This window comes from Rhodococcus sp. 5G237, assembly GCF_053764735.1.
Window position 1 is genome coordinate 160,687 of the sequence record NZ_JBSNCD010000009.1, and the last position, 24,250, is coordinate 184,936.

Annotated in this window: 17 protein-coding genes and 2 tRNA genes; 10 read left to right on the plus strand and 9 right to left on the minus strand. The window is 68.3% G+C overall.

The features are described from left to right. Window positions 1–16: 16 nt before the first annotated feature. From ACWPOC_RS21185 to ACWPOC_RS21195, 3 genes are read right to left on the minus strand one after another with little or no spacing between them, the layout of a single operon-like run. Window positions 17–2,410, minus strand: coding sequence for an aerobic carbon-monoxide dehydrogenase large subunit (locus tag ACWPOC_RS21185; protein ID WP_120282169.1), 2,394 nt, complete (start codon window positions 2,408–2,410; stop codon window positions 17–19). Continuing rightward, window positions 2,410–2,895 (minus strand): (2Fe-2S)-binding protein, encoded by a 486-nt coding sequence (locus tag ACWPOC_RS21190; protein WP_019289024.1) that lies wholly within the window; start codon window positions 2,893–2,895, stop codon window positions 2,410–2,412. Before ACWPOC_RS21190 ends, ACWPOC_RS21185 begins: the two co-directional genes overlap by 1 nt. A gap of 4 nt (window positions 2,896–2,899) precedes the next feature. After that, entirely contained in the window at window positions 2,900–3,784 is an 885-nt protein-coding gene (locus ACWPOC_RS21195; protein WP_455409278.1) for an FAD binding domain-containing protein, read from the minus strand. Between the two features lie 247 nt (window positions 3,785–4,031). On the opposite strand from ACWPOC_RS21195, the gene ACWPOC_RS21200 reads away from it, so the two are divergent. The 3 genes from ACWPOC_RS21200 to gdhA all read left to right on the plus strand — a co-directional run bounded on the left by ACWPOC_RS21200 (window position 4,032) and on the right by gdhA (window position 6,370). Beyond that, the gene (locus ACWPOC_RS21200) at window positions 4,032–4,688 is read left to right on the plus strand and encodes a DedA family protein (protein WP_120282167.1); all 657 of its coding nucleotides are present in this window, start codon (window positions 4,032–4,034) and stop codon (window positions 4,686–4,688) included. Between the two features lie 62 nt (window positions 4,689–4,750). Continuing rightward, a tRNA-Arg gene (locus ACWPOC_RS21205) sits at window positions 4,751–4,824 on the plus strand. A 202-nt stretch (window positions 4,825–5,026) separates the two neighbouring features. Next, window positions 5,027–6,370 (plus strand): NADP-specific glutamate dehydrogenase, encoded by a 1,344-nt coding sequence (gene gdhA, locus ACWPOC_RS21210; RefSeq protein ID WP_060651241.1) that lies wholly within the window; start codon window positions 5,027–5,029, stop codon window positions 6,368–6,370. Between the two features lie 131 nt (window positions 6,371–6,501). Here the strand turns inward: gdhA and selB are convergent, their stop codons facing one another. The 3 genes from selB to ACWPOC_RS21225 form a co-directional block, all read right to left on the minus strand. Then, on the minus strand, window positions 6,502–8,244 hold the full coding sequence (gene selB / locus ACWPOC_RS21215; protein ID WP_120282166.1) for a selenocysteine-specific translation elongation factor: 1,743 nt from the start codon (window positions 8,242–8,244) through the stop codon (window positions 6,502–6,504). Then, window positions 8,244–9,548: an L-seryl-tRNA(Sec) selenium transferase gene (gene selA / locus ACWPOC_RS21220; RefSeq protein ID WP_120284154.1), complete on the minus strand. Its 1,305-nt coding sequence runs from the start codon at window positions 9,546–9,548 to the stop codon at window positions 8,244–8,246. Before selA ends, selB begins: the two co-directional genes overlap by 1 nt. Window positions 9,549–9,579: 31 nt before the next feature. After that, window positions 9,580–9,674 (minus strand) — tRNA-Sec (locus ACWPOC_RS21225). Window positions 9,675–9,732: 58 nt separating this feature from the next. On the opposite strand from ACWPOC_RS21225, the gene selD reads away from it, so the two are divergent. From selD to ACWPOC_RS21250, 5 genes are all read left to right on the plus strand, one after another. Continuing rightward, complete coding sequence (gene selD, locus ACWPOC_RS21230; RefSeq protein ID WP_120282165.1) at window positions 9,733–10,755, plus strand: selenide, water dikinase SelD; 1,023 nt, start codon at window positions 9,733–9,735, stop codon at window positions 10,753–10,755. Between the two features lie 103 nt (window positions 10,756–10,858). Continuing rightward, window positions 10,859–14,230 (plus strand): formate dehydrogenase, encoded by a 3,372-nt coding sequence (gene fdh / locus ACWPOC_RS21235; protein WP_455409279.1) that lies wholly within the window; start codon window positions 10,859–10,861, stop codon window positions 14,228–14,230. Continuing rightward, complete coding sequence (locus ACWPOC_RS21240) at window positions 14,227–15,138, plus strand: 4Fe-4S dicluster domain-containing protein (RefSeq protein ID WP_024100544.1); 912 nt, start codon at window positions 14,227–14,229, stop codon at window positions 15,136–15,138. The genes fdh and ACWPOC_RS21240 overlap by 4 nt, the downstream gene beginning before the upstream one ends. After that, on the plus strand, window positions 15,138–16,157 hold the full coding sequence (gene nrfD, locus ACWPOC_RS21245; protein WP_120282162.1) for an NrfD/PsrC family molybdoenzyme membrane anchor subunit: 1,020 nt from the start codon (window positions 15,138–15,140) through the stop codon (window positions 16,155–16,157). The genes ACWPOC_RS21240 and nrfD overlap by 1 nt, the downstream gene beginning before the upstream one ends. A gap of 33 nt (window positions 16,158–16,190) precedes the next feature. Next, window positions 16,191–17,495: an L-lactate MFS transporter gene (locus tag ACWPOC_RS21250; protein WP_120282161.1), complete on the plus strand. Its 1,305-nt coding sequence runs from the start codon at window positions 16,191–16,193 to the stop codon at window positions 17,493–17,495. A 22-nt stretch (window positions 17,496–17,517) separates the two neighbouring features. Here ACWPOC_RS21250 and ACWPOC_RS21255 read toward each other — a convergent pair whose 3' ends face one another. Beyond that, window positions 17,518–19,902, minus strand: coding sequence for an ATP-binding protein (locus tag ACWPOC_RS21255; RefSeq protein ID WP_455409280.1), 2,385 nt, complete (start codon window positions 19,900–19,902; stop codon window positions 17,518–17,520). 177 nt (window positions 19,903–20,079) lie between these two features. Here ACWPOC_RS21255 and ACWPOC_RS21260 point away from each other — a divergent pair, with 177 nt between their 5' ends. Both ACWPOC_RS21260 and ACWPOC_RS21265 read left to right on the plus strand, forming a co-directional pair. Next, window positions 20,080–21,723: a flavin-containing monooxygenase gene (locus ACWPOC_RS21260; RefSeq protein WP_455409281.1), complete on the plus strand. Its 1,644-nt coding sequence runs from the start codon at window positions 20,080–20,082 to the stop codon at window positions 21,721–21,723. A gap of 38 nt (window positions 21,724–21,761) precedes the next feature. Further along, window positions 21,762–22,709, plus strand: coding sequence for an alpha/beta hydrolase (locus ACWPOC_RS21265; protein ID WP_455409282.1), 948 nt, complete (start codon window positions 21,762–21,764; stop codon window positions 22,707–22,709). A gap of 25 nt (window positions 22,710–22,734) precedes the next feature. Here the strand turns inward: ACWPOC_RS21265 and ACWPOC_RS21270 are convergent, their stop codons facing one another. Together ACWPOC_RS21270 and ACWPOC_RS21275 are read right to left on the minus strand one after the other, a co-directional pair. Next, on the minus strand, window positions 22,735–22,977 hold the full coding sequence (locus ACWPOC_RS21270) for a hypothetical protein (protein WP_120282158.1): 243 nt from the start codon (window positions 22,975–22,977) through the stop codon (window positions 22,735–22,737). Further along, window positions 22,955–24,211, minus strand: a complete 1,257-nt coding sequence (locus ACWPOC_RS21275) for a fatty acid desaturase family protein (RefSeq protein WP_159418665.1) — start codon at window positions 24,209–24,211, stop codon at window positions 22,955–22,957. Before ACWPOC_RS21275 ends, ACWPOC_RS21270 begins: the two co-directional genes overlap by 23 nt. Window positions 24,212–24,250: the final 39 nt, after the last annotated feature.

Consider the following 24,250-nt stretch of genomic DNA (forward strand, 5'->3'; position numbering starts at 1 on the left):
CCTCCGGTCGCGTCGCTCAGATCGGCGGGGTCGCGCGGCCCTGCATGGCCTCCCACACCCGCGACGGCGTCAGCGGCATATCGGCGTGCCGGACGCCGAACGGCTTCAACGCGTCGACGACCGCGTTGACGATCGCGGGTGGCGAACCGACGGTGGCGGATTCGCCGATGCCCTTCGCGCCGATCGGATGGTGCGGCGACGGGGTGACGGTGAACGCGGTCTCGAGCGTCGGCACCTCGAGGGCCGTGGGGATCAGATAGTCCATGAACGAACCGCCCAGGCAGGTGCCGTTCTCGTCGAACGCGATCATCTCCATCAGGGCCATGCCGATCCCGTCGACGATGCCGCCGTGCACCTGACCCTCGATGATCATGGGGTTGATGCGGGTGCCGCAGTCGTCCACCGCCAGGAACCGGCGGATCTTCACCTGCGCGGTGCCGGGATCGACGTCGACGACGCAGAAGTAGGCCCCGTAGGGGTAGGTGAGGTTCTCGGGGTTGTAGCAGATCTGCGCTTCGAGACCACCTTCGAGACCCTCCGGCAGGTCGCCGGCGCCGTGGGCGCGCATCGCGATGTCCTGGATGGTCACCGACGCTCCCGGGTCGCCCTTCACGTGGAAGCGGCCCTTCTCCCATTCGAGGTCGGCGACCGAGACCTCGAGCATGCCCGCGGCGATGATCTTCGCCTTGTCGCGCACCTTCCGCGCGACGAGCGCGGCGGCTGCCCCGGACACCGGTGTCGATCGACTTCCGTAGGTGCCGAGCCCGAACGGGGTGTTGTCGGTGTCGCCGTGCACGACGTCGATGTCGTCGGGCGGGATGCCGATCTCCTCCGCGACGATCTGCGCGAAGGTCGTCTCGTGCCCCTGTCCCTGCGACTGCACCGACAACCTCACGACGGCCTTGCCGGTGGGATGGACGCGTAGTTCGCATCCGTCTGCCATGCCGAGACCGAGGATGTCCATGTCCTTGCGCGGACCGGCTCCGACGGCCTCGGTGAAGAACGACATGCCGATACCCATCAGCTCACCCCGCGCGCGGCGTTCGGCCTGTTCGCGACGCAGTTCGTCGTAGCCGACGATGTCCATGGCCTTGCGCATGGTGGTCTCGTAGTCGCCCGAGTCGTACTTCCAGCCGGTCTTGCTCGTGTAGGGGAACTGATCGGGGCGCAGGAGGTTCTTCAGGCGCAGTTCCGCGGGGTCCATGTCGAGGTCGTGGGCGAGGCAGTCGACGAGCCGTTCGACGAAGTACACGGCCTCGGTGATGCGGAACGAGCAGGCGTAGGCGACGCCGCCGGGTGCCTTGTTCGTGTAGACGGCCGTCATGTGGCAGTAGGCGGCCTCGATGTCGTAGCTGCCGGTGAACACACCGAAGAAGCCGGCCGGATACTTCACCGGGGCGGCGGTGGCGTTGAAGGCGCCGTGATCGGCGAGGACCCGCGACCGGATCGCGAGGATGCGGCCTTCCTTCGTCGCCGCGATCTCGCCGACCATGATGTAGTCGCGCGCGAAGCCGGTGCTCATGAGGTTCTCGCTGCGGTCCTCCATCCACTTGACCGGGTGCCCGGTGACCAGCGAGGCAACGATCGCCCCGACATAGCCGGGGTAGATGGGGACCTTGTTGCCGAATCCTCCGCCGATGTCGGGTGAGATGACGCGGATCTTGTGCTCGGGCAGACCCGCGACCAGCGCGTACAGCGTGCGGTGGGCGTGCGGGGCCTGCGTGGTGGACCAGAGCGTCAGCTTCCCGGAGATCCGGTCGTAGTCGGCGACCGCACCGCAGGTCTCCATCGGCGCGGGATGCACGCGTGGATAGACGATCTCCTGCCGGGTGACGACGTCGGCCTTCGCGAAGACCGCGTCGGTCGCCGCGGCATCGCCGGCTTCCCAGTCGAAGCAGTGGTTGTCGGTCTTGCCGTCGAGATCGGTCCGGATCACCGGTGCCTCGGGCGACAGGGCCGTGCGCACGTCGACGACCGGGTCGAGCATCTCGTAGTCGATGTCGATCAGTTCGAGGGCGTCGCGCGCCGAGTAGTGGTCGTCGGCGACGACGAAGGCGACCTCCTGACCGTGGAAGCGCACCTTGTCGGTGGCCAGCACGGCCTGTACGTCGTTCGACAGCGTCGGCATCCAGGCGAGCCCCTTCTCGGCCAGATCGGCGCCCGTGATCACCGCCCGCACCTTCGGGTGCGCGAGGGCGGCGGACGTGTCGATGCCGTTGATGCGGGCATGCGCGACCGGCGATCGGAGCACCGCGAGATGCAGCATGCCGGGCAGACGGACGTCGTCGACGTAGTTGCCGCGGCCGCGCACGAACCGCGGGTCTTCCTTGCGCAGCATCCGGCCGTGTCCGCACGGCTTGCGATCGTTGTCCTGTTCCTCCGGGCGTGTGTCCGGTTCGACCGCGGTCATCACGACACCTCCGTGGGTTGCGCCTTCGAGGAGTGTTCGGCGGCCCACCGGACCGACCGGACGATGGTGGTGTAGCCGGTGCAGCGGCAGATCTGCCCGGAGATCGCCTCGCGGATGGTCGCCTCGTCGGGGTCGGGATCGCGGTCGAGCAGGGACCGCGCGGTGATCATCATTCCCGGGGTGCAGAAGCCGCACTGCAGTCCGTGGCAACGCACGAAGCCTTCTTGCACGGGGTCGAGGACACCGTCGCGTTCGAGTCCCTCGACGGTGAGCACCTCGTGGCCGGCGGCCATGACCGCCAGCGTGGTGCACGACTTCACCGGCTCGCCGTCCACGGCGACGACACACGTTCCGCAGTTGCTCGTGTCGCATCCCCAGTGCGTTCCGGTCAGACCGAGGTGGTCGCGCAGGAAGTGCACGAGCAGTGTCCGGGGTTCGACGTCGGCGGTGACACTCTCGCCGTTGACCGTCATCGAGATCTGCATCGGTTCACACCCTTTCGGTGGCGCCGAGACGTTCGGCGGATCGGCGCAGGGCCCGCACCGTCAACTCCGATGCGAGGTGACGCTTGTAGGCGGCGGTGCCGCGCTGATCGGTCTCGGGATCGCATGCCGACGCGGCCGCCGCTCCCGCCTCGCGGAACAACTCCTCCGAGACCGGCGAGCCGCGCAACAGCTCGGACACCCTCGACAGCGCCGCCTCGTCGGCGCGCACCGCCGTCAGCCCGACACGCGCGTCGGTGATGCGTCCGTCGTCCGACATCCACAGCGCGGCGCCCGCCGCGGCCACCGCCCAGTCCCCCGCGCGACGCTCGACCTTCTCGTACGCGCTGGAGGCGGTGCCCTTCCGCGGCAGTCGCACCTCGACGAGCAACTCGTTCGGAGCGACCGCCGTCTCGTAGGCACCGAGATGGAAGTCGTCGAAGGCGAGCTCGCGCACCCCCGCCGGCCCGCGGACGACGCATGTCGCACCGAGCACCGCGCAGACCGTCGACAGGTCCTCGGCGGGGTCGGCCTGGCAGATCGACCCTCCGAGCGTCCCGCGATTGCGGACGACCGGATCGGCGATGACCTTCTCCGCGTCCCGGAAGATCGGGAAGATGTCGGCGAGTTCGTCGGATTCGAGCAGTCGACGGTGGCGCACGAGGGCACCGATGCGAACGACCTCGGGTTCGACCGTGATGTGGTCGAGTTCGTCCCCGAGGTCGTTGATGTCGATCAGGTATTCCGGATTCGCGAGCCGCAGTTTCATCATCGGGAGAAGGCTGTGTCCGCCGGCGACGACGCGGGCACCTTCTCCGTGCCGGTCGAGCAACTCGACGGCGTGCTCCACTCCGGTTGCGCGCGCGTAGTCGAACGGGCCAGGAACCTGCATGAAGAACTCCCACCCTCGGGCGGACGCATCGGTTGTCCCCCGCCGATCCGTCCGCACTTCCCCCTTCGGCGCCCAGGTTAGCCCCGAGCCACGATCCGTGGGGCGAAACGGACGATCTGGACCGAACCCCCCATGTCCGGGGCGGCGAGTGGAGAGCCGACCGTCCTCGTCAGGAGCTCTCGGCGGCGCGAGCGGATAGCGTGGAAGGAGCCGACCGGCCGACGCGACGGGAGCACCACGCATATCCATGGACGTGATCAACGAATTCATCATCGGCCAGGCCGCAGCCCTGTGGGTCTACCCGTTGCTCTTCGCCGTGTGCACGCTCGACGGCTTCTTCCCACCGGTGCCCAGCGAGACCGTCCTGGTCACCCTGTCGTCCCTCTCGGGTTCGACGGGACGTCCCTATCTGTGGATCGTCATCGTGCTGGCGGCGCTCGGCGCGATCATCGGCGACAACATCGCCTACGCGATCGGACGGAAGGTCGGCACCGAACGGTTCCGATGGATGCGCCGCCCGAAGGCGCAGGCCGCCTTCGCGTGGGCGCGGCGCGGACTCGACAAGCGCGGCGCCGCAGTGATCCTCACGGCGCGATACATCCCGATCGGTCGGATCGCCGTGAACATGACGGCCGGAGCGACCCGCTACCCGCGACAGAAGTTCGTGCCGCTCACGATTCTCGGCGGTACGACCTGGGCGCTGTACTCGGCGTTCGTGGGGCGTCTCGTCGGCGGCTGGTTCGAATCGCAGCCCCTGTTCGGCGCCGCGGTCGCCATCTGCGTCGCAGTGGTCCTGGGTGTCGGAATCGACCATCTCATCCAGCGGTTCAAGACCGGTCGAGTGGACATTCCCCGGGGCGAATCGAGCCCCGACGACGAACGCGGCAGCACGCTCGAGCGCTGATCCCGGCGGGTACGAGGGTGTGTGCGGCGACCACAGGAAGCACCCGCTAAGATTCTGGCCGCGCCTCCGTAGCTCAGATGGATAGAGCAAGAGCCTTCTAATCTCTAGGTCGCAGGTTCGAGTCCTGCCGGGGGCACCTCCGACCGTCGGCGCAGTGCCCGCCGCGGGGTCGCACATCGTACCGATGAACCGGGCAATCCACCCGACGGACAGGCCGTTCGGACCGTGTGTTTCTCATCCCACCTTGGAGGCGGGCTAACACATGCTAAGGGCCACACCCTATAGTTTTCGTCGTAAAACCCTTGTTACAGAATCCTCACAGAGTCAGGTAGGTGGGCGTGTCGACATCGGACCGCATCGAAGAGATCTACGAGCAGGTCAAGGCCCGCAACGCAGGTGAACCCGAATTCCACCAGGCTGCGGCCGAAGTGTTCGAGTCTCTGCATGTCGTGCTCGAGCGTCACCCCGGATACTTCGAATCCGGCCTGATCGAGCGCCTGTGCGAGCCGGAGCGACAGATCATCTTCCGCGTGCCGTGGATCGATGATCAGGGCAACGTCCACGTCAACCGTGGCTTCCGCGTGCAGTACAACAGCGTTCTCGGCCCCTACAAGGGTGGCCTGCGCTTCCACCCGAGCGTCAACCTCGGCATCGTCAAGTTCCTCGGCTTCGAGCAGATCTTCAAGAACGCCCTCACCGGCCTGCCCATCGGCGGCGGCAAGGGCGGCTCGGACTTCGACCCCAAGGGTCGCTCCGAGCAGGAGATCATGCGCTTCTGCCAGTCGTTCATGACCGAGCTGCACCGCCACATCGGTGAGTACACCGACGTCCCGGCCGGTGACATCGGCGTCGGCGGCCGCGAGATCGGCTACCTGTTCGGCCAGTACAAGCGCCTCACCAACTCCTACGAGTCCGGCGTCCTCACCGGCAAGGGCCTCACCTGGGGCGGTTCGCAGGTGCGCAAGGAGGCCACCGGTTACGGCGCGGCCTACTTCGTCAACGAGATGGCCAAGACCGCCGGCACCTCGCTCGAGGGCCGCACCGCCGTCGTCTCGGGTTCGGGCAACGTCGCGATCTACGCCATCGAGAAGATCCACCAGCTCGGCGGCACCGCGATCGCGTGCTCCGACTCCTCCGGCTACATCGTCGACCGCAAGGGCCTCGACGTCGCTCTCCTCAAGGAGATCAAGGAGGTCCGCCGCGGACGCATCTCCGAGTACGTCGACGAGCGCGGCGACGCCGAGTTCTTCCCCGGCGGTAACATCTGGAACGTGCCCTGCGACGTCGCACTGCCGTGCGCCACGCAGAACGAGCTCGACGAGGAGTCGGCCAAGACCCTCGTCAACAACGGCGTGAAGATCGTCGCCGAGGGCGCCAACATGCCCACCACCCCGGGCGGCATCAGCGTCTTCCGCGACGCCGGAGTCGCCTTCGCACCCGGTAAGGCCGCCAACGCCGGTGGCGTGGCGACCTCCGCGCTGGAGATGCAGCAGAACGCCTCGCGCGATTCGTGGCACTTCGACTACACCGACGAGCGCCTCGCCGGCATCATGGCCGACATCCACGGCCGGTGCGTCGAGACCGCCGCCGAGTACGGCAAGCCGGGCGACTACGTCCACGGCGCCAACATCGCCGGCTTCGTGAAGGTCGCCGACGCCATGTTCGCACTGGGCGTCATCTGACGCTGTGTTCGCACCGGGCGTCATCTGACGACCGATTCTTCATGCGAAGTGCGGGTACCGAGGAGTTCGGTACCCGCACTTCGTGTTTCGGGTGAAGAATCCTCGCCTCGGGGAGGGCGGGGACGGCTGTTCTAGCGGACGATCTCGCGGCGGTCGTCGGGGAGCCGGCGTGTGCGACCCGCCTTGTCGAGCCGGTCGAGCAACGGCAGGACCACCCGCCGTGTCGTTCCCAGCCGCTCGCGCGCGGCACTGGTCGTGAACGGCTGGTCCAATTCGCCCAGCAGCTCCACGGCCGTGTCGGCGGCGTCGGGGAGCAGGACGATGCCCGGGCCCGCCCGCCACAACCGTCCGCTGCGTTCGGCCGCGCCGAGGGCCCGGTCGTCGAGGCCGAGCTCGCGCAGGCGATCGGCGGTCGGAGCCGCGAACGGAGCGGCCGACAGATCGCGGCGCACCTGCTCGACGGCCTTGCGGATCTTCGGCGGTAGACCGTCGGCACCGGGAGCGATCACCCGTCCCCCGACCACTTCGAGCGGAGGTCGCACCAGCGCCCGGACGAGGTCGGGTGTGGGAAGACGAAGTTGCGACGCCAGCACCGTCAACGGCGCCGCCGGATCCAGTGGGTGGGCGCGGGCGTGGGCCTGCACGAGTGTGGGCAGCCGGTCGGCGACAGCCTTCGCGAGGCCGGGTGCGACGAGCCACGGCCCGACCGTCAGGTGCTCTCCCCGTTCGAGCGGGATGCCCAACTGTCGCAACCGTTGCCGATGCAGGAGTCCGCGGCGGGCGAGTTCGTCGGCCAGGCGCGGCGTTCCGTCGGCCCCCGCCAGTTGCAACGCGCGGCGTGCCGCCGCGCCGCGACGCCGGAATCGGGGTGGATCGGGATCGAGAACGTCGGCCCGCCAGATCATCCGGCGGCCCGGGTCGCGCAGCAGGGCGCGGTCGCCGATCCGCAGGGGCAACGGGCGGTCGAGGGTGAGCCGGACGAGATCGTCGCCCAGCGGACGGCACCGGACACCGACGTCCGCGGCTCCGATGTGCAGCACCGGAGCGACGGGCGGCCGGTCGTCGCCGCTGATCCGCACGTCGACGACGGAGGTGTGGTGCCACGCGCCGGGCGTGACGAGCACACCGCCCCGTCCCAGGTCGTCGACCCGGCCGGTGAGATTGAGGGCGACCCGGGCCACGCCACTCACCGCGGTCCGGTCGCGACCGAGTGCCTGCAGGCTGCGGACCCGCAGCGGTGTGTCCCCGAGCGCGAGGGTGTCCCCCACGCGCACCGTGCCCGCGGGAAGCGTTCCGGTGACGACGGTTCCGGATCCACGCACGGTGAACCGGCGATCCACCCAGAGCCGGACGTCGGCCTGCGGATCGGGGTCCGGAAGCGAGGCGACCATCCTCGTCAGGGCGCCCCGGAGATCGTCGAGGCCCATCCCGGTCCGCCCACTCACGGCGACGACGGGAGCCCCCGCCAGACTCGTACGGGCGACCTCCGCCGCGGCCCGCGCGGCCGCGGGTCCCGGATCGGCGAGATCGGCGCGGGTGACGGCGACGACCGCGTGACGAACGCCGAGCGCGTCGAGCGCTGCGAGGTGTTCGGCCGCCTGCGGCATCCACGGATCGTCGGCGGCCACCACGAACAGCGCGGCGGGGACCGATCCCACTCCGGAGAGCATCGTCGTGAGGAATCGCTCGTGTCCGGGGACGTCGACGAAGGCGACCTCCCCCACCTCGGACCAGGACGTCCAGCAGTAGCCGAGCTCGATGGTCAGTCCTCGTCGCCGTTCCTCGGCGAGCCGGTCCGGATTTGCACCGGTGAGCGCCTCGACCAGCGTCGACTTGCCGTGATCGACGTGACCGGCGGTCGCGACGACGTGCATCAGGATCCTTCGCGAGTAGCCACGCGCGTCACGGCGTCGATCAACTCGCCGTCCTCGGCGGGGTCGACCGCGAGCAGGTCGAGCAGCAACCGGCCGCGTTCGACGCGGCCGACGACGGGGTGCTCACCGAGCCGCAACGGGAGTGCGAGGTGTTCGGGCAGGGCGATCGCGACGCTCGGCAGGACGACGTCCGGGGCGCCGCCGCCCCCGACGACGCCGTCGGAGTCGACCACCTCGGGGTCGCACTCCGGTGGCAACGCCACGCAGATCGCCTGTGCGCGGGCACGGAGATCCTCCGGGCGGGAGGCCAGCGCCGCCGCCACGGGTGGCATCGGTCCCGTCAGGGTCGCTTCGAGAGCGGCCAGGGTGAGCTTGTCGACGCGCAGCGCCCGCGCGAACGGGTCGCGCCGCAGACGTTCCACGAGTTCGGCCCGCCCGAGCAGCAGGCCGGCCTGCGGGCCGCCGAGGAGCTTGTCGCCCGAGGCGGTCACCAGGTCGGCGCCGGCACGCAGCGCGGTGGTGGCGTCGGGTTCGTTCGGCAACCGCGGATGCGGCGCGAGCAGACCGGATCCGATGTCGACCACGACGGGCGGTCCGAGCCCGGTGAGTTCCCGGACCGACACCGACGACGTGAAGCCGCTGACGGTGAAGTTCGAGGGGTGCACCTTGAGGACGAAGGCGGTGTCGTCGTCGACGGCCGCGGCGTAGTCGCTCAGGCGCACGCGGTTGGTGGTGCCGACCTCACGCAGCGTCGCGCCCACGGATTCCAGCAGTTCCGGGATCCGGAAGCCGTCGCCGATCTCGACCAGTTCGCCCCGTGCGATCACGATCGAGCGACCACCGCGTGTGAGCACCCGGGTGACCAGGGCGAGAGCCGCGGCACCGTTGTTGACGACGTGGACGCCGCCGGCGTCGGGTACCTGTTCGGCGAGCGCCTCGAGGGCGCCGCGTCCTCGCCGTCCGCGCCGGCCGGTGGCCAGGTCGAGTTCGACGTCGGTGGCACCCGCCGCGGTGGACACGGCCTCGACCGCCGCTCGGGACAGCGGGGCGCGACCGAGATTGGTGTGCACCACCACGCCGGTCGCGTTGACGACGCGGCGCAGGGTGGTCGCCTGTTGCGGCAGCGACGCGACCGCGACGTCGGCGACGGCATCGGGCGCGATCTCGCCGTCGCGGCACCGTTGCTGGGCCGCGACGACGGTCTGCTTGACCAGTCGGGCGCCGAGCCGGTCGACGGCCTCTCGCAGGCGCGGATCGGCCAGGACCTGGTCGGTGCGGGGAACGTCCCGTCTCGGATCCGGCACGCGCTCCCATCCCACGGTCGACGAAAACATTTGGCGGAGGCGGACGGGAATCGAACCCGCCCAGCCCAGATACTGGGCCACAACGGTTTTGAAGACCGCGACCGTCACCAGACGAGAACCACCTCCGCGCTCACCCTAACCGAAGTCGGGCCCTCGGTTACGACTCGCCCGTATGTTTGGGTTCATGACCGCACACGTCGACCTTCCCGAGGGCGCCATCCGACTCACCCAGTACGCCGCCGGCGGCGGTTGCGCATGCAAGGTTCCGCCGGGCGAACTCGAACGGGTGCTCGGCGGTTTGCAGGGTGGACGGGCCGCCGGCGAACTCTTGGTGGGCGTGGAGAACGGCGACGACGGTGCCGCGGTCCGGATCGATCCGGCGCCCGATGGGAGCGGCCGGGCCGTCATCGTGACGGCCGACTTCTTCACCCCGGTCGTCGACGACGCCTACGACTGGGGACGGATCGCCGCCACCAACGCCATGTCCGACGTCTACGCGATGGGTGGCACGCCGATCATCGCGGTCAACCTCCTGGGCTGGCCGCGCGAACTCATCCCGTTCGAACTCGCCGCCGAGGTGATGCGCGGTGGCGCCGACGCGTGCGCCGAGGCGGGTGCTCATCTCGCCGGCGGGCACAGCATCGACGACCGGGAGCCGAAGTACGGGCTGGCCGTGACCGGTCTGGGCGATCCGGATCGCCTGCTGCGCAACGACGCTGCCACGCCCGGCCTGCCGCTGACTCTCACCAAGCCGCTCGGTCTCGGCATCCTGAACAACCGGCACAAGGCCACCGGCGAGCGTTTCGAGGAAGCGGTCGCCGTGATGACGACTCTCAACCGCGAGGCGGCGCAACTCGCGCACGAGGCCGGTGTCCGAGCCGCCACCGACGTCACCGGTTTCGGTCTGCTCGGGCACCTGATGAAGATGATGCGGGCCAGCGGTACGACCGCCGTGATCGACTCCGCGGCCGTGCCGTACGTCGCCGGGGCGCGGGAGTCGCTCGCGGAGGGATTCGTCCCCGGCGGGAGCCGGCGCAATCTCGACTGGGTACGCGACGCGGTCGACTCCGAGGTGGACGACGACGAACTGCTCCTGCTCGCCGACGCCCAGACGTCCGGCGGTCTGCTGGTCGTCGGTGAGCTGCCCGGCCATCCGGTCATCGGCGAGGTGGTCCCCGCGGGGGAACACGCGATCCGGGTGCGCTGACCCCGTTCATCGTCGGACATGCCGACACACCTGCACCGGATTAACCGGCACGAACCGGGGGTAGACGGTAGCTTCGGAACGAGAGCGCAGGAAAGGAGCACCGATGGCGGAGAAGGACACGTCCCTCCCCTGGCCCGTCCTGCGCCAGTTCCTCGGCAAGGATCTGCTCGGGCGCGGCAAGGCCGCACGGTCCCGTCGTACCGAGGAGATCGAACCGCGCACCTCCACGGCCGATCGTGTCGCCCGCAGCGTGTGCCCCTACTGCGCTGTCGGATGCGGACAGAAGATCTTCGTCAAGGACGAGCAGGTCGTCCAGATCGAAGGCGATCCCGACAGCCCGGTGAACCGCGGGCGACTGTGCCCCAAGGGTTCGGCGAGCAAGAACCTCGTCACCAGCGAGCTGCGCGAGACCCGAGTCCGCTACCGTCGGCCCTACGGCACCGAATGGGAAGACCTCGATCTCGACACGGCCATGGAGATGGTCGTCGACCGCGTGCTGAAGACCCGCCGCGAGACCTGGCAGGAGTTCGACGACAAGGGCCACCGTGTCCGGCGCACGATGGGTATCGCCAGCCTCGGCGGTGCCACGCTGGACAACGAAGAGAATTACCTCATCAAGAAGCTGTTCACAGCGATGGGGGCGGTCCAGATCGAGAATCAGGCCCGCATATGACACTCCGCCACCGTCCCCGGTCTGGGGACCAGCTTCGGACGCGGCGGCGCCACCGGCTACACGGCCGACCTTGCAAACGCTGACTGCATCATCATCCAGGGTTCCAACATGGCCGAGGCCCACCCGGTGGGCTTCCAGTGGGTCGTGGAGGCCCAGAAGCGTGGTGCCCGCGTCATCCACATCGATCCGCGCTTCACCCGTACCAGCGCAGTGGCGGACAAGCACGTCCCGATCCGGGTAGGCAGCGACATCGCCTTCCTCGGAGGCATCGTCAACTACGTCCTGAGCAACGAGCTGGACTTCCGCGAGTACATGGTCAACTACACGAACGCCGCGGTGCTCGTCAGCGACAAGTTCGAGGACACCGACGATCTCGACGGGCTCTTCTCGGGCTTCGACCCCGAGAAGCGGACCTACGATCCGACGAGCTGGCAGTACGACGTGGAGGACGAATCCGGCGACCTGCACAAGTCGCAGGCCAACGGCTCCGACGAGCACGCCGAGCACCGGGAGACCGCCGCGGGCCTGCAGAACGAGTCCCACGGCATGCAGACGTCGAGTCATCCGAGGCGCGACGAGACGCTGCAGCACCCGCGGTGCGTCTACCAGGTGCTCAAGCGGCACTTCGCCCGCTACACCCCCGAGGTGGTCGAGCAGGTGTGCGGCGTCTCGCAGGAGGACTTCCTCGACGTCTGCCGCGCGTGGACCGAGAACTCCGGCCGGGAGCGGACGACGGCGCTCGTCTACAGCGTGGGCTGGACCCAGCACAGTGTCGGTGTGCAGTACATCCGCACCGGCGCGATCCTGCAGCTGCTGCTCGGCAACATGGGCCGCCCCGGCGGAGGCATCATGGCGCTGCGTGGTCACGCCAGCATCCAGGGCTCGACCGACATCCCGACGCTGTTCAACCTGTTGCCCGGCTACCTGCCGATGCCCGACGCGAACAAGCACCACTCGTTCACGGACTGGGTCGACAGCGTGCGCAACCCGGGCAGCAAGGGTTTCTGGTCGAAGGCCGACGCCTACGCGGTGAACCTGCTCAAGGCCTACTGGGGCGACGCGGCGACCGCCGACAACGACTACTGCTTCGACTACATGCCGAAGATCACCGGCGACCACGGCACCTACCGTTCGGTGCTCGACATGATCGACGGAGAGGTCAAGGGCTACTTCCTCCTCGGGCAGAACCCGGCCGTCGGCTCCGCCCACGGGCGCGCCCAGCGGCTCGGGATGGCGAACCTCGACTGGCTCGTGGTGCGCGACCTGTTCGAGATCGAGAGCGCCAACTTCTGGAAGGACTCCCCGGAAATCGAGACCGGTGAGATCGTGACCGAGGAGTGCCCCACCGAGGTGTTCCTCTTCCCGGCGGCCTCCTACGCCGAGAAGGAAGGCACCTTCACGCAGACCCAACGGATGCTGCAGTGGCGGGAGAAGGCCGTCGAACCACCGGAGGACTGCCGCTCGGAACTGTGGTTCTTCTACCACCTCGGCCGCATGATGCGGGAGCGTCTGGCCGAGTCGACCGACGAGCGCGACCGGCCGCTGCTCGACCTGGCGTGGGACTACCCCGTGCACGGCGAGTACGACGAGCCCAGTGCCGACGCGGTGCTCATGGAGATCAACGGCTACGACGTCGCGACCCGCCGGCCGCTGTCGTCGTTCACCGAGATGAAGAACGACGGCTCCACCCTCGGTGGCTGCTGGATCTACACCGGGGTCTACGCCGACGGCGTCAACCAGGCCAACCGGCGCAAGTCCCGGCACGAGCAGTCGTTCGTGGCTCCCGAGTGGGGCTGGGCGTGGCCGATGAACCGCCGCATTCTCTACAACCGGGCCTCCGCCGACCCCGAGGGCCGGCCGTGGAGCGAACGCAAGGCCTACGTGTGGTGGGACGACGACGCGCAGCAGTGGACGGGTGCGGATGTTCCGGACTTCGAGAAGACGAAGCCGCCGAACTACCGCTCCCCCGAAGGCGCCGACGGTGTCGAGGCGCTCGAAGGGATCGACCCGTTCATCATGCAGGGCGACGGCAAGGGCGCCCTCTACGTGCCGCAGGGGCTCGTCGACGGTCCGATGCCGACGCACTACGAACCGGTGGAGTCGCCGTTCCGCAACCCGCTCTACGCGCAGCAGGCCAACCCGACGCGCAAGGAGTACCGGCGTGACGACAACCCGATGAACCCGGCGCCGCCGGAGGACCACGTCGACGTGTTCCCCTTCGTGTTCACGACGAGCCGTCTCACCGAGCACCACACCGCGGGCGGGATGAGCCGCTATCTCGAACATCTCGCCGAACTGCAACCGGAGATGTTCGTGGAGGTCTCCCCTGCCCTGGCGGCCGAACGCGGACTCGAGCACATGGGCTGGTGCCACGTCGTCACCGCCCGCTCCGCGATCGAGGGCCGGGTGCTGGTGACCGAGCGGTTGCGCCCGCTGAAGGTGGAGGGACGGACCGTCCACCAGGTGTGGATGCCCTATCACTGGGGCAGCGGCGGCATGGTGACCGGCGACTCGACCAACGATCTGTTCGGCATCACGTTGGACCCCAACGTGCTCATCCAGGAGACCAAGGTCGGTACGTGCGACGTCCGGGCAGGACGCCGACCGTCCGGAACGGCACTGCGGGAGTACGTCGAGGGATATGCGCGGCGGGCCGGGGTAACCGACCACGTGTACCCACCCATCGTGACCGTCCCGGACGGTGATACGGCCGCGGACGACCCACGTGCCCCGGAGGCCTCGGACGACCCACGTGCCCCGGAGGCCTCGGACGACCCACGTGCCCCGGAGGAGGACGAGTGACCGGCCCCAACAGCTTCTTCGGACCGATCGACCCGGCACCCGATGCCGGGTACGAGGATCCGCCGGCTCGCAAGGGCTTCTTCACCGACACCAGTGTGTGCATCGGGTGCAAGGCCTGCGAGGTGGCCTGCAAGGAGTGGAACGACGTCCCCGAGAACGCATTCGCGATGCTCGGTACCTCGTACGACAACAGTCATTCGCTCAACGCCAACCAGTGGCGGCACGTCGCCTTCATCGAGCGCCCTGCGGAGTCGAAACCCCCGGTCTCGCTGGGGATGCCGACCGTCGGCGCGACCCCGACGGAACTTCCGGAGGAGGAGAAGCCGGACTTCCGCTGGTTGATGTCCTCGGACGTGTGCAAGCACTGCACCCACGCGGCGTGCCTCGACGTGTGCCCGACCGGGTCGCTGTTCCGCAGCGAGTTCGGCACGGTGGTCGTGCAGGACGACATCTGCAACGGCTGCGGATACTGCGTGGCCGCCTGCCCGTACGGCGTCATCGACCGCCGCAAGGGTCCGGAGGGCGACCCGAAGGTCGGTATCGCCCAGAAGTGCACGCTGTGCTACGACCGGCTCACCGACGGCCAGACCCCGTCCTGCGCGCAGGCGTGCCCCACGGAGTCTATCCAGTACGGCGACGTCGAGGAACTGCGCGCTCGCGCCGAGGAACGGCTGGCTGCCCTGCACGAGCGCGGCGTGAGCGAGGCACGGCTCTACGGCAACGATCCCGAGGACGGGGTCGGCGGGACCGGCGCCTTCTTCCTGCTCCTCGACGAACCGGAGGTCTACGGCCTGCCGCCGGATCCGGTGGTGACGACCAAGGATCTGCCGGAGATGTGGACCCGCGCCGCCGTGGCAGCGGTCGCGATGCTGGCGGGCGCCGCCGCGTCCTTCCTGAGGAGGCGCTGATGACCCAGGTGCAGCACGGCGGCAGCCCGGGCAACCCCCGCCGGTCCGGAGGTGGTCGCGGCGGCGACCGGGTGATGGTGCCGGAGGCCGACTTCGAGTCCTATTACGGACGCCAGATCGTGAAACCGGCTCCGTGGGAACACGACATCGCGATCTATCTGTTCACCGGCGGCGTGGCCGCAGGCAGTTCGCTGCTCGCTGCGGGTGCCGATCTCACGGGGCGGCCCGCCCTCCGTCGCGTCGCCCGATTCGGTTCGCTCACATCGCTGCTCGTCAGTGTCGGTGCGCTGGTCCACGATCTCGGCAAACCGAGCCGCTTCCTCAACATGCTGCGGGTCGCCAAACCGACCTCCCCGATGTCGGTCGGGACGTGGATCCTGTCGCTGCACGGTCCGTTCGCGGGCGTCGCGGCGGTCGCAGAGATCGCCGAGATGCTCCCCGCCCGATGGAAGCGCGGACCGGTGCGCCTGCTGCTCGCCCTCGGCCGGCCGGCCGGGATCGTGGGTGCGCTGACGGCACCGCCGGTCGCCGCCTACACCGGAGTCCTGTTGTCCGACACCGCAACCCCTGCCTGGCACTCCGCCTACAAGGAAATCCCCTTCGTGTTCTGCGGGTCGGCGGCGGCCGCATCGGGTGGTCTCGGACTGCTGGGTGCGCCGGTCGCCGAGGCCGGGCCGGCGCGCGCCTTCGCCGTCGGCGGTGCGCTCGTCGAACTCGCGACCGAGCAGCAGATGGAGAAGTCGATGGGCCTGTCGGCCGAGACGCTCCACCAGGGCCGCCCCGGGCGACTGATGAAGGCCAGTAAGGCATTGACGGTAGCCGGCGCGCTCGGCGCACTCGTCGGCCGCCGCAATCGGATGGTGTCGGCAGTGTCCGGTGCCGCACTCATGGTCGGTTCGCTGTGCACGCGAGTCGGAGTCTACGAGGCCGGCATCGCGTCGGCGAAGGATCCCAAGTACACCGTCGTTCCCCAGCGTGAACGAGTCGATCGCGGGGAACCCGTTCGTTACCGCAGCTGAGATCCGGCTCGCGGGTAGGACGAAGGAGAACGCATGGACTCCGGCAAGCCCACGCGCGAACCACACGGCGACGCCGCGACGGCACAGCCTCCGGGCAGCTTCCGCTGGCTCCTCGTCGCCGGGGGTCTGTTGCTGCAGTTCTCGATCGGCGCGGTCTACGCGTGGTCGGTCTTCGGCGGAGCCCTCGAGAGCGCCGACTCCTGGCAACTGAGCACGGTCCGGGCCTCACTGCCGTTCACCGTCACCATCGGCATGATCTTCATCGGCACCTATCTCGGTGGCCGACTGCAGGACCTGAAAGGTCCCCGGGTCGTCGCGTTGATCGGCGGCATCATCTACGCGCTCGGCATCCTCCTCGCCTCGTTCACCGACGGAGCCGACGACTACTGGCTGCTCATCCTCGGGTACGGCATCATCAGCGGTTTCGGGCTGGGCTTCGCGTACATCGTCCCGATCGCCATGCTGCAGAAGTGGTTCCCCGACAAGACCGGTCTCATCACCGGACTCGCGGTGGGCGGCTTCGGGTTCGGCGCCGTGCTCACCTCGCCGGTCGCGCAGTGGCTCATCGACCGGAATCCGGACGATCCCACGAGCGCCTTCCTGCCCTTGGGTATCGCCTACCTCGTGATGTCGCTGGCCGGTGCGGCACTCTTCCGCAACCCGCCCGAGGGGTACACCGTGCCGGGCTTCGACCCCGTCGGCCGCGACGGCGGCGGAGCGGACCGCGGCAAGGAGTACACCCAGGGCGAGGCCCTCCGCACGCCCCAGTGGTACCTCCTGACCGCCATCCTCACCCTGTGCGTGACCGCCGGCATCTCCCTGATCTCGCAGGCGAAGCCGAGTGCGTCCGACATCGCCGGTTTCAGCGCCTCCGGCGCGGCGGCCCTCGTGGGCGTGCTCGCGATCTTCAACGGCGCCGGCCGGATCGTGTGGGCGGCGATCTCCGACCGCATCGGCCGGATGAAGACCTTCACTGCCCTGTTGGTACTGCAGGGCGTGTGCCTGATCGTGCTGCCGCATGCCACCGGCGTGGTGTTGTTCTCGATCCTGGCCGCGATCATCTATCTCTGCTACGGCGGCGCATTCGGCACCATGCCCGCCACTGCGGGCGACTTCTTCGGGGTCCGCAACGCCGGCGCCATCTACGGCCTGATGCTCATCGGGTGGAGCATCGGCGGCATCATCGGCCCGATCATCGCGTCCACGCTCCTCGGTGACGACAAGGCCTACACCCTCGCCTACACCACCATCGGCATCATCGCGCTCGTATCGGTCGTGCTCACGATGATCACGAAGGTACCCGCAGCACGCCGGGAGTCGGCCTCGGCCCGGTCCTGATCCGGATCGCCGCCCTGCTCGCTCACACTCGGGGCGCTTCGTGGCCGTGCAACCACGAGACGACCTGTGTGCGGGAGTGCACGCCGAGTTTGTCGAGTATCCGTTCGACGTGACCGTCGACGGTCCGGCGTGAGATCACGAGCCGGTCGGCGATCGCGCGATTGCTCAGACCTCCGGCGACGAGTCCCGCGATCTCCTGCTCCCTCTTCGTCAGTGGGGATGTCCGGGAGGCGGACTCGCCTCCACCGCGGTGCCGCCGTTCGGAGACCGGAGCACGCGAGGCCCGTCTCCCCGAGGACTTCCTCGGCTCCAGCGCGCTGTCCACGAGATCGACGATGGTCGTGCCGGACTGCGGGTGAGGCGATCCGACGGAGTCCGTCTCGCCCACCTTGTCCCGGAGGCGACGTTCCGCTGCGATCGAGTCCTGCTCGATATGCGGTCCGAATGCTGCGATCGTCGTACCGAGGAGCTGCCACACCGTCCGTGCGGCCCCGAACAGCCGTGCCGCCTTCTCCGGATCGTCTTCGGCGCCCGCCGACCAGGCCAGCAACTCGAGCGACAGCGCCGTGCAGATCTTGTCCTCGAAGTCGCGCTGTACGGCCAGGGCACCGTTCGCCGCGTCGACCGCGGAGTCGAGGCGCCCGAGACGGAAATGGGCGAGTCCCGAGACCCACAGCGCATAGGCCTTGTTCCACCGCTCGCCGTGCTGATCCGCCATCTCGACGACACGAGCGCACGTCTCCAGGGCGTCGTCGAGTCGCCCGTCGTAGGTCTGCGCCATCGCCAGCTGGAACAGGCAGGTCAGGTGGGCGGCGTGGTCGCCGTGCGCACGATGCACCCGGGCCGCACGGAGGTAGAGGTCGATCGCCTCGGCCGTCGCCCCGCAGAACAGTGCGTGCAGAGCGCTCCAGTGATCGCAATGAGCCCGCAACCGTACGTCGCCGGATTCGTCTGCGATCGAACGACACTCGTCGAGGTGGACCGCCGCTCCGTCGCGATCTCCCTGGATGAGAGCCGTCCACGCGGTCACCCACAGCACGTTGCCGCGCTCGCTGCTCGAGAGCGGAAGTCGTTGCAGGAGTCGTTCGAGCCGGGCCCGCCCGGTGGACAGGTAGCCGCCCGCGATCCAGTGATAGCGCAGCGCGACGGCGAGTGCCGCCCCTGTGGCGAGTTCCTCGTCGTTCCGGATCGACCGGTCGAGCGCGGCCATGAAATCCGCGTGGTCGGCGCGCATCGACGACAGCAGGGCGGATTGTCTCGGCCCGTACCAGCTCTCGGCGCAGCGGCGGGCACGGTCGAGATAGTGCTCGCAATGCCGCCGGTACAGCTGCTCGCGTTCCCCGCGGGCGTCGAGCAGTTCGTGTCCGTACTCGCGCACGGTCACCAATTGCGAGTATCTCAACACCGACGACGAACGATCGACACCCACAAGCGATTTCGCGATCAACCTGTCGAGCAGGTCGATGACCTGCTCGCTCGGCAGATCGTCGTCGGCGCAGACGGTCTCCGCGGCTTCGAGGTCGAAACTGCCGGTGAACACCGACAACCGCGCCCACAGCGTCCGCTCGGCGTCGGAGCACAGTTCGTAACTCCAGTCGATCAGGGCGCGCAACGTCTGCTGCCGTGGCACCGCCACGCGACTGCCTCCGGTGAGCAGTGCGAAACGACGATCGAGTCGGTCGACGAGTTGTGCCGGAGACAACGAACGCAGCCGGGTGGCCGCGAGTTCGAGAGCGAGCGGCACGCCGTCGAGCGCGATGCACAGTTGCGCCACGGCATCGGCATTGTCATCGGTCACCTCGAAGTCCGGGACCACCTGCCGAGCCCGTTCCGCAAGCAGACCCACCGCTTCGAACCGCTCGAGATCGGCCGCCCGGTTCCCCGTCGATCCCTCCGGTGTCGTCAGAGGTGGAAGCACATACTCCGTCTCCCCTGCCACCGCGAGCGGCTCACGACTCGTTGCGAGGATCCGCACCTCCGGTGCATCACCGAGGACGGCAGCGACGAAGTCGGCCACGGTCGCGATCAGGTGTTCGCAGTTGTCGACCACGATCAGCATGTGCTGGTCGCGGAGACGATCGATGATCTTGTCCATCACGGGTCTGGTGGACTGGTCGGTCACGCCCAGAGCGGCCGCCGCAGCCGAGGGAACGGACTCCGGATCCCGCACCACCGCCAGATCGATCCAGCGGAACGAATCACGGAACGCGCGCGAGGTACGCACCGCCAGTTCCTCGGCCACCCGGGTCTTCCCCACTCCGCCCGGACCGAGGATCGTCAGCAGCCGGGTCCGCTGGAGACACGACCGGGCCTCGTCGATCTCGCGACGGCGACCGACGAAGGTCGTCACCGAACGGGTGGGCCCCGCGGTGCGGGGTGGTGCAGATTCCGGCAGGGCAGATTCCATCGTCACGCTTCTCAGAGATAGTGGGCCCAACATACCCGGGTGGTCGTGTGACGGCCAACACAGGTATCGAATGGGGTAATTCACCCCGAGTCCATGAGTGTGATCCAAGTCATCGTCGATGCAGACCTTCGGTTCACCCGCCGGAGCCACATCCCCGATACCGAGGAGCCAGGACAGATGACCACTTCCTCCATCACCCCCGACACCGACGTCGTCGTCGTAGGAGCCGGTTTCGCCGGCCTGTACGCGCTGCACAGATTGCGCGACCGGATGAACATGTCCGTGCGGGTCTTCGAGGCCGGCGACGATGTGGGTGGCACCTGGTACTGGAACCGCTATCCCGGCGCCCGCTGCGACATCGAGTCGATCCACTACTCGTACTCGTTCGACGAGGACCTGCAGCAGGAATGGCAGTGGAGCGAGAAGTTCGCCGGGCAACCGGAGATCCTCCGCTACCTGAACCATGTGGCCGACCGCTTCGACCTGCGGAAGACGATCACGTTCGGCACGCGGGTGATCGGTGTGCATTGGGACGACGACAATTCGTGGTGGACGGTCCGTACCGACACCGGCGAGACCGTGACGGCCCGGTGGTTCATCTCCGGCGCCGGCAACCTCTCGGTCCCCAAGAAGCCCGAGTTCGGAGGCATCGACAACTTCCGCGGACAGGTGCTGCTGACCGGTAACTGGCCGCACGAACCCGTCGACTTCACCGGCAGGCGCGTCGCGATCATCGGCACCGGCGCCAGTGGGATCCAGGCAATCCCTCTGATCGCGCAACAGGCCGCGGAACTGGTGGTCTTCCAGCGCACACCGCAGTTCGCCACCCCACTCGGGAACGGCCCGCTCGACCCGCAGGTGCTCGACGACGCCAAGAAGGTCTACCCCGAACTGCGAGAGGCCGCACGCAACCACTTCCTGGGTGTTCCGTTCGACCAGGTGCAGCCGTCGGCGCTCGCCGTCGATGCCGAGGAGCGTCGGCGGGTGTTCGACGAACGCTGGAACGCGGGCGGGTTCCGCCTGTTCATCGACAGCTTCCAGGACATCCTCTTCGACAAGAAGGCCAACGACACCGCCGCCGAGTACATCCGCGAACGGATCCGCGAGCGGGTGCAGGACCCTGCCACGGCAGACACGCTCGCACCCCGGGGCTACGCCTACGCCACGAAACGTCCCCCGCTCGAGACGAACTACTACGAGGCCTACAACCGCGACAACGTGCACCTCGTCGACGTGAAGAGCACCCCGATCAGCGAGATCACCGAAACCGGTGTGCGCGTCGGCGACCACACCTACGAGGTCGACACCATCGTGCTCGCGACCGGCTTCGACGCGATGACCGGACCGCTCATGGCCATGGACATCCGCGGCCGCAACGGTGTGCGCCTGGCCGACAGGTGGGCACACGGGCCCCGCACCTATCTCGGCATCATGAGCAACGAGTTCCCCAACCTGTTCACGATCACCGGACCTCAGTCGCCCTCGGTGCTCTACAACATGCCGCTGGCGATCGAGGACCACGTCGATTTCGCGACCGACGCGATCGCGTATCTGCGCGCACACGATCTCGACGTCATCGAACCCACCCCCGACGCCGAAGCCGACTGGGTGCGCACCACCACCGAGATCGCCGAGCAGACGCTGCTGCCGCAGACCGACTCGTGGTACATGGGCGCGAACATCCCCGGCAAACCGCGTGCCTGCATGGTCTACCTCGGTGGTGCCCCGACCTACCGGCAGGTCTGCGCCGAGGTCGTCGACGGCGGTTACGTCGGCTTCGACCTCGCCCCCGCACGAGCCACCGTCCCGGCCGCCTCGTAGAGCACCGAATTCCCCCACCTCCCGGAAGGAAACCACCCATGGCACTCGACGACCACGCCGCCGGCCTCATCGCAGGACTTCGGCAGCAAGGATTCACGTCGTTCTCGCAGATGACGGTCGATCAGGTCCGCGCGACGATCGCGACCTTCACCGACCTCCAACTCCCACCGCAGGACGTCGAGCGTGTGGACGAGACCCACTACGAGAGCGACGGCACCCGTCTCCCCCTCCGGATCTACACCCCCGGGGCCGACACCGGGCCGCGTCCGGTGGTGCTCTACTTCCACGGCGGCGGGTTCGTCGCGGGTGACCTCACCGTCGTGGACGAACCGGCGCGGGCGGTCGCCCGCGCGACCGGGGCCACCGTCGTGACCGCGGGATACCGCCTGGCGCCGGAACATCCGTTCCCCGCAGCGGCCGACGACGCGTGGGCTGCGTTGCAGTGGGTCACCGCGCACATCGCCGAGCACGGCGGCGACCCGCACAACCTGGTGGTGATGGGCGACAGCGCCGGTGGCAACCTCGCAGCCGGAGTCGCGTTGCGGGCCCGTGACGAAGGCGCACCGGCGCTGCGCGGACAGGTATTGATCTACCCGGCGCTGGACCGCGCTGCCGACCTGCCCTCGCGCCACGAGTTCGCTGAGGGGTACATCGTCACGGCAGCCGACATGGACTGGTTCCTCGACCGGTACTTCACCTCACCCGAGGACGCAGATACTCCGTATGCGCTTCCCGCACGCGCGGCCGGTGTCGACGGCCTGCCACCGACCCTGGTGATCACCACCGAGAACGAGGTGCTCCGCGACGAAGGTGAGCTCTACGGACGACGGCTACGCGAGGCCGGCGTGGACGTGGCGATCCGCCGGTTCGACGGGCTCGTGCACGGCGCCTTCTGGATGTCGGGTGCGGTGCCGCGCAGCGGCGAGATGCGCGACGAGGTGGCCGGGTTCGTCACCCGCGCCACCTCGAGCGTCCCCGCGCGGTAGGAACTCGATCCGCTGTTCCGATCCGCTATTCCGTGGGAGGGGCCGAGCGACGATCCGACGTCGCCGGCCCTTCTCCGCGTTCCTCGTCGTCGCGCGCCGCGCGAGCAGCCTCCCGCATCTCGATCGCGTCGGTGATCAGTTCACCGATCTCACGGGTGACATCGCGGACCGCTCCGGTGATGATCCCCGCAATTGCGCCGACGTGGGTGGCCGCCGACTCGGTGACCTCCTGGATCGTGTCCTTGTTACGCTCGAATCTTCCCACCATGGTCGACCCCCTCGATCGTGTCGTCCGCGAGGGTACCCGCATCGTCGAGCCGGCGATCGGTGGAGCGACGACGTTGGATGATCACCTGCGACTCGGGTTCGGGCGCGAACCAGCCGGGCGGGAGAGCAAGCGTGAAGATCTTCTTCCACACCGACGTCACCTGGGCGGTGAGGCCACCGGTGTTGTACGGAAGTCCGTGCTTGTCGCACAGTTCCCTGACCTTCGGGGCGAGCTCCGGATAGCGGTGCGCCGGCAGGTCGGGGAACAGGTGGTGCTCGATCTGGTGCGACAGGTTGCCGGACATGATGTGGAACAGCGGGGAACCGGTGATGTTCGCGCTGCCCAGCATCTGCCGGACGTACCACTCACCACGGGTCTCGTCGGCGGTCTCCTCCTCGGTGAAGGACTGCACGCCGGACGGGAAGTGGCCGCAGAAGATGATCGAGTACGCCCACACGTTGCGCACCACGTTGGCGGTGACGTTGCCCAGCAGGGTCGGGACGAACATCGGGCCGCTCAGCAGTGGGAACGCGATGTAGTCCTTGATCACCTGACGGCGGGCCTTGCGCCACCATCCCTTCGCGATCGGGATCACGTCGCGCCACGACCGCTTGCCGGCGACGATCCGGTCGACCTCCGCGTCGTGCATCATCACGCCCCACTCGAACAGGAACATGAGGGCGGTCGCGTAGACCGGGTTGCCGAGATAGTAGGGATGCCACTTCTGGGCCGGGTCCATGCGCAGGATCCCGTATCCGATGTCGCGGTCCTGGCCCAGGATGTTGGTGTAGGTGTGGTGCACGTAGTTGTGCGAGTGTCGCCACTGGTCCGACGGGCACACCGTGTCCCATTCGAAGACACGGGAATTCAGCGACGGTTCCCGCATCCAGTCGTACTGACCGTGCATGACGTTGTGCCCGATCTCCATGTTGTCGAGGATCTTCGACACGCTCAGCGCCGCGACACCGGCGACCCATGCGGGCGGGAGGAATCCGACGAAGAGCAGACCGCGACCGGCGATCTCGAATCCGCGCTGCGCCCTGATGATCCGGTAGAGGTACTCGCGGTCCTCGTCACCGAGTGATGCGAGCGTCTGCTCCCGCAGCGCGTCGAGTTCGCGGCCGATCTCCTCGACACTGTCGTGGTCGAGGACGAGCGGTTCGTTCTCGACCGCAGAACTGCGGCCGGACAGGAAGGGCAGGAAGGGGACAGTGGGTAGGGACAATCCGAACATGATGTCCTCCAATGGTTTCGGTGGTGTCGACCGGTCGGT